The organism is Synechococcus sp. OH2, assembly GCF_047462155.1.
Classification (GTDB): Bacteria; Cyanobacteriota; Cyanobacteriia; order Thermostichales; family Thermostichaceae; genus Thermostichus.
Map to the genome: position 1 here is coordinate 1 of NZ_JANSIR010000074.1, position 2,951 is coordinate 2,951.

2 protein-coding genes are annotated in these 2,951 nt (G+C 60.2%); one reads left to right on the forward strand and one right to left on the reverse strand.

The genetic code is table 11. The features are described from left to right. On the reverse strand, positions 1–383 hold a 383-nt coding region (locus NW835_RS06280), incomplete at its 3' end, for a sigma-70 factor domain-containing protein (protein ID WP_414414816.1). Between the two features lie 660 nt (positions 384–1,043). On the opposite strand from NW835_RS06280, the gene NW835_RS06285 reads away from it, so the two are divergent. Next, on the forward strand, positions 1,044–2,951 hold a 1,908-nt coding region (locus NW835_RS06285; protein ID WP_414414817.1), incomplete at its 3' end, for a homocysteine S-methyltransferase family protein.

The window sequence follows — 2,951 nt, forward strand, 5'->3', positions numbered from 1 at the left end:
GCCTCACGAGCCCGCTCTAACTCCAGCAGGTCGGCAATTTTGCGGGCTAGCTCAATTTCTTCATCTGCCCGCAACAGGCGGATACGACCGATTTCCTGCAAATAGACGCGGATGGAGTCATCGGTGTAGGGTTTTTTCTTGCTGGCCGCTTTGCGCTTTGAACGGCCCTTGGCAGCGGCGGCAGCAGCATCGGCATCCTCCTCGAGGGACTCTTCGTCGTCCTCATCATCCTCATCAAAAGCATCAGTGTCACTGGCATCCGGTTCCATCTCAAGGGGATCCACCTCATTGTCCGCATCCAAAGGGATGGAGGATGAACTTTCCAGATCCAGTTCGAGAAGAGCCGTATGACCAGACTTCACCAATTCCTTTGCTTGAGCCATGCTGAGTTCCTCGTAACTTTAATCACAGACAACTGGAGGAGACTAAGGGGTTCTAGACGCCGAAATGAGGGAAGCAGGTGCCAACTCTGCTGCGGCCCCTGACGCCAAATGGAGGGAGTCAAGTTCCGCAGACGCAAACCCCGTTTGTGCCGGGCAAGCTCGCCCACTTCTAGGCAACCGATCGCTCAGGCCGATCTCGAAGCAGATATCGCTCATAGGGTTTAGCTAAACTGGCGCAAAACCCGTTTTGATGGGTAAAGCCTCCCGAGATCTCGAAAGGCAAACCTTTGGCTTTGCTTATCCCCTGACACAATCCAAGCCACTTACTGACTGAGAGGGCAGGATATTCAGCACCTCAATCACCCCAACATACAAGGAGAAGAGCAGACGGCAGTAGCCAGCAAGCGACCTTGAGGAAGGTTCCTGCAGGCAACTGTAGCCGTTCACACCAAAATGTCTTCCCTAAATTAGCCCGCCCTTGGGGAAACAGCAACAGGGCAGACGAAGAAAATCTCAACTTTACCCCATTCCGTCCCAGCCTTGAGATCCTGGTCTAGGGGATCCCTGCCTTGGCCTAGTCCGGGGAATTGACTCAATGCTAACTTAAATCCAGCTTTCTTTAGCAGCTCTGAACCCATCCCTGCCTGAGCCGCGACGCCTATGACCCACCCCTTCCTGCAGCATCTCCAGGAACGCGTGATTGTCTTCGACGGGGCAATGGGATCCTCTCTGCAAGCCCAGAACCTGACGGCAGCCGATTTTGGTGGGCCGGAGCTGGAAGGCTGCAACGAGATCCTGGTGCTGAGCAAGCCGGAGGCGGTGGCGCAGGTTCACCGGGGTTTTCTAGAGGTGGGGGCCGACGTCATCGAGACCAATACCTTTGGCGCCACCTCGATTGTCTTGGCCGAGTACGGGATCCCGGAAAAAGCCTACGAGCTCAACGTGGCGGCAGCGCGGCTGGCCAAGCGGGTGGCAGCCGAGTTCTCAACGCCGGAAAAGCCTCGTTTTGTGGCCGGCTCCATCGGCCCCACCACCAAGCTGCCCACCCTGGGGCACATTAGCTTTGACGAGATGCGGGCTGCCTATGAGGAGCAAGTTCGGGGGCTCCTCGACGGCGGGGCGGATCTGCTCATCATCGAGACCTGTCAGGACATTCTGCAGACCAAGGCGGCGCTGGTGGCCGTGCAGCAGGAGTTGGCCCGGCGTGGGATCCGCCTGCCGGTGGTGGTGTCCCTGACCTTTGAGGTGCAGGGGACGATGTTGGTGGGCACCGAGATTGGGGCAGCGCTGGCCATCCTGGAGCCCTACCCCATCGATGTGCTGGGCCTCAACTGCGCCACCGGGCCGGACAAAATGGCCGAGCACATCCGCTATCTCTCCCGCCATTCCCCCTTTCCCATCTCCTGCATCCCCAACGCTGGCCTGCCGGAAAACATCGGCGGCAAGGCCCACTACAAGCTAACGCCGGAGCAGCTGCGCTTCCACCTGGAGCACTTTGTGCGGGATCTGGGAGTAGCGGTGGTGGGGGGCTGTTGCGGCACCCGCCCGGAGCACATTGCTGCTTTGGTGACAGCCGTTCAGGGGTTGCGGCCCAAACGTCGTTCCGTCGAGCGCATCCAGGCTGCCGCCTCGATCTACTCGCCCCAGCCCTACCTCCAGGACAACTCGTTCTTAATCATCGGCGAGCGGCTCAATGCCAGCGGCTCCAAGAAGATGCGGGAGCTGCTCAACGCTGAAGATTGGGACGGCCTGGTGGCCCTGGCGCGGGAGCAGGTGCGGGAGGGAGCCCACATCCTCGACGTGAACGTGGACTACGTGGGCCGGGATGGGGTGCGGGATATGCGGGAGCTGGTCTCGCGGCTGGTGACCCAGATCCCACTTCCCCTGATGCTGGATTCCACCGACTGGCAGAAGATGGAGGCCGGCCTCAAGGTGGCCGGGGGCAAGTGCCTGCTCAACTCCACCAACTACGAGGATGGGGAAGAGCGCTTCCTGAAGGTGCTGGAGCTGGCCAAGACCTACGGCGCAGGGGTGGTCATCGGCACCATCGACGAGGAGGGCATGGCCCGCACTGCCGAGAAGAAGTTCCAGATTGCCGAGCGGGCCTATCGCCAGGCAGTTGAGTACGGGATCCCGCCCTACGAGATTTTCTTTGACCCCTTGGCCTTGCCCATTTCCACCGGCATTGAGGAAGACCGCGCCAACGGAGCAGCTACCCTGGAGGCCATTCGCCGCATCCGTCAGGCTTTTCCTGAAGCCCACATCCTCTTGGGCATCTCCAACATCTCCTTTGGGCTCTCGCCAGCAGCCCGCGTGGTCTTGAACTCAGTGTTTTTGCACGAGTGCCGCCAGGCCGGGCTGGATGCTGCCATCGTCAGCGCCGCCAAGATCCTGCCCCTAAGCAAGATCCCGGAGGAGCAGCAGCAGGTGTGCCGGGATCTCATTTGGGATCGGCGGCAGTTTAACGCTGAGGGTATCTGCACCTACGATCCCCTGGCGCGGCTGACGGAGCTGTTTGCAGGGGTTTCCAGCCAGGAGCTGCGCGCTGCCGGATCCCTGGCCAAGCTG